The sequence below is a fragment of the Gordonia sp. (in: high G+C Gram-positive bacteria) genome (genome assembly GCF_020438995.1).
In the GTDB taxonomy this organism is placed as follows: domain Bacteria; phylum Actinomycetota; class Actinomycetes; order Mycobacteriales; family Mycobacteriaceae; genus Gordonia.
On the sequence record NZ_JAGQTN010000028.1, the window covers coordinates 1 to 3,026 of the forward strand.

At 68.2% G+C, this 3,026-nt stretch carries 3 protein-coding genes; 1 reads left to right on the plus strand and 2 read right to left on the minus strand.

Translation table 11 applies throughout. The features are described 5' to 3' along the window. On the minus strand, window positions 1–970 hold a 970-nt coding region (locus KDB67_RS02395; RefSeq protein ID WP_291011966.1), incomplete at its 3' end, for a DUF4192 domain-containing protein. Window positions 971–1,095: 125 nt separating this feature from the next. Next, on the minus strand, window positions 1,096–1,863 hold the full coding sequence (locus KDB67_RS02400; protein ID WP_291011969.1) for a hypothetical protein: 768 nt from the start codon (window positions 1,861–1,863) through the stop codon (window positions 1,096–1,098). A gap of 191 nt (window positions 1,864–2,054) precedes the next feature. Here KDB67_RS02400 and KDB67_RS02405 point away from each other — a divergent pair, with 191 nt between their 5' ends. Then, window positions 2,055–3,020, plus strand: a complete 966-nt coding sequence (locus KDB67_RS02405; RefSeq protein ID WP_291011971.1) for a PAC2 family protein — start codon at window positions 2,055–2,057, stop codon at window positions 3,018–3,020. The last annotated feature ends 6 nt before the right edge of the window (window positions 3,021–3,026 follow it).

The window sequence follows — 3,026 nt, forward strand, 5'->3', positions numbered from 1 at the left end:
CGAGCGACCACTCGGGGTCCGCGTCGAGTGCGGTATCCAGCGCCACAGCCGCGTACGCGCCTTCACCCGCGATGTAGTGCAGGTGCGCCAGCAGCGAGGCGGCACTGGCGCGGGCCGATCCGGTCAGCCGGCGAGCCAGTGCCCGCCACAGCGTTTCGGCATCGCCACGCATGTCGGTCACGGCCAGCGCCAGCAGCGTATCGCGCACGGTGAGGTCGGTCAGCGCCGTCGCCAGCATCGCCGCCTCGGTGCAGCCGATGTCCGTGGCACACCGCTGCCCGTCGCCCAGACGCACGAGCACTCTCCGCAACAGTGACCCGCTGTCGGTGTCGCCGATGGCCCGCGGCCGGGTGCAGGTATGGCAGTCGCAGGTCACCGGGTCGAGCATGGTGGTCATCTCGTCGCGGCAGTCCAGTACCCGGCGGCCGGTGGTGACGGCCTCGCGCACAGCCGTCGGCGATGTGCGCGGATCGCCGATGAGTCCCTCGCGCGAGTCGGGGATGCGCACGGGCGACGGGGTGCCTGCGGACTGGCCGGTGTGGCCCGCCCACCACCTTTGGCCTTCGGCGACCTGTGCGGTGATCAGCCCTGCCGACATCCCTCCAGAGCCGACGAACGCGCGCTCACACAGGCTCAAAACGGTCCGGTACTGCGGCCCTTGGATCCGATGCCGGTCATCGACGATCACCGCCACGATCGCCTCGGCACCGTATTCGCGGCATAGATTCCCGATCCCGGCGATCGTGGACCGTAACTCGGCTCTCGGCCGCCCGTCGGCCCGCAGCAGCAGGTCGTAGCGCATGGTGGCGATGATGGTGTTGTCGCCGCGGTAGGCGAGCACGATCAGCGAGCTCTCCGGTACGAAACCGAGGAGCGCGGGGATGGCAGTGATCAGCGTGCCGGCATGCACCGGCTGCGGCAGGACGGTGCCGTCGGGAAAGTCTTCGGATGGGGAATCATATTGTGCCATAAGAAATATGGTCGGACCGAAACCAGCGGGGCCATCACGGCGGACAGGGCTGTCCCCAGTATTCGCGGTGGGCGCAGCAGGCCCGGCCGGTCATCCCCAATTCGTCCAGCGTCGATGCCGGTCACTCAGGCGCGGTTCGGCCAGGCCTTCGCGACGGCGCGGCGGAACAGGGTGTCGAGGTCGGCGCTGATCCGCTGCGCGTTCGCGCCCTGTCTGCGGTCCTCGGCGTACACCCGCACACCGTCGTACTGCGCGACGAGCGTGGTGATTGCATACGACAGCGACCCGCTCTGGCCGCCGGTGGTGACGGTGCGTGCGTAGGACCGGGTGCCGATCTTGCCGCCCGCGGCGCGGGCGGGCAGCTTGCGGAGGAGGACCTGTGAACTCGCTCCGGCGGTCTGTGTCTTGAACCGGCTGCACTTGGCGAGGAACGAGTCGAAGGAGTCCAGCCCGGTCGGTGCGTAGGCGATGAGCACTGTGAGGGTTCCGCCGGCGGCGGTCGGGCCCGACGATGAGCCCATGTCACCCGACGAGCCGGTCCCTGGAGAGCCACCGGCCGAGCCTGGTCCGACGTTTGCGGCGGCCCCTTCGGCCGACACACGGGGCGCACGGCACCGCGGCGGCTCAACGGTCCCCGCCGGTCCGGCGACATCGACGATCACGGAGGTGACCGCCGGCGCCGGCACGGGGGATGCACCGCGCGGGAAACCGTCCGGACCGACCAGGCGTGGCGTGAGCGACTGCCGGCTGGGTGCCGACTGCGCCTCGCCGTCGATCGAACAACCGAGCAACAGCAGGGCGCACAGCGCGCCGATCACGATAGGTGCCCGTCGGTGCCACACCGTGCGCGGCACGGATCTGCGGTGCGATGTCGATGCCAGAAGCGAACCCACGCCCCCTACTGTGCCAGCGCAGGACGCCCGGCACCGGCCGGACACTCCCCCGGTCGTATAACGATCTGGGAATCACCCGCACCGCGACCACTGTTGAACGGGCATAGTGGCACCACCGGTGACGGTTGTCGGTGGCATGGGTGACAATTACTCTCACCGCCGGTCACCCAGATGATGTGAGGAGGGACGCGATGGACGGACATTCGCCGGAATCGAGCTCGCTGTACTCGATGGAGTTCCCGACTCCCGCAATACCCGATGACGACGGCAAAGGCACCGTACTCATTCATGCGCTCGAAGGCTTCGCCGACGCCGGACACGCGGTCGGGCTGGCCGCCCAGCACCTGCGCGAGAGCCTCGACTCCGAACTCGTCGCCACTTTCGACGCCGACGAACTGATCGACTACCGCTCGCGCCGCCCGACGATCGAGTTCTCCGGTGACAGCTTCACCGGGGTGAGCATGCCGTCGCTGTTGATGCACGCGGTGACCGACACCTCCGGTCGAGGATTCCTGCTGCTCAGCGGGTCCGAACCGGATCTGCGATGGGAACGATTCATCGAGGCCGTCGCCAACCTTGCCGAGAACTTCGGCGTCACCGACGTGGTGGGCCTGAACGCGATCCCGATGGCGGTTCCGCACACCCGGCCATCCACGATCACCGCCCACGGCAGCGACATCGCCGCCTTGGGCGATCTGCCCCGGTGGGGGTCGTCGATGAAGCTGCCCGCGAGCGCCTCGATGCTGCTCGAGCTGCGGCTGGCGGAGAAGTCCTATCGCGCATCGGGATTGTCGGTGCATGTACCGCACTACCTCGCGCAGTCGAACTATCCGGCGGCGTCCGCGCGCCTGCTGCAGGCGATCACCACTGTCACCGACCTCGAACTTCCCGTATCCGCGCTGGAGAACGCGGCCACCAAGATGCGTGAGCAGATCGACAATGAGGTGTCGGGCAACAGCGAGATCGAGTCGGTGGTGCACGCGCTGGAAGAACAGTACGACTCGTATACCAAGGCGCAGGAGTCCCGCGCGTCGCTGCTCGCGGCCGAGGACGAGTTGCCCAGCGGTGACGAACTGGGTGCCGAGTTCGAGAGGTTCCTGGCTGAGCAGGCAGGCAACGGCCCCGACGGCAACGGTGATACCTCATCGACGAACTGACACCGC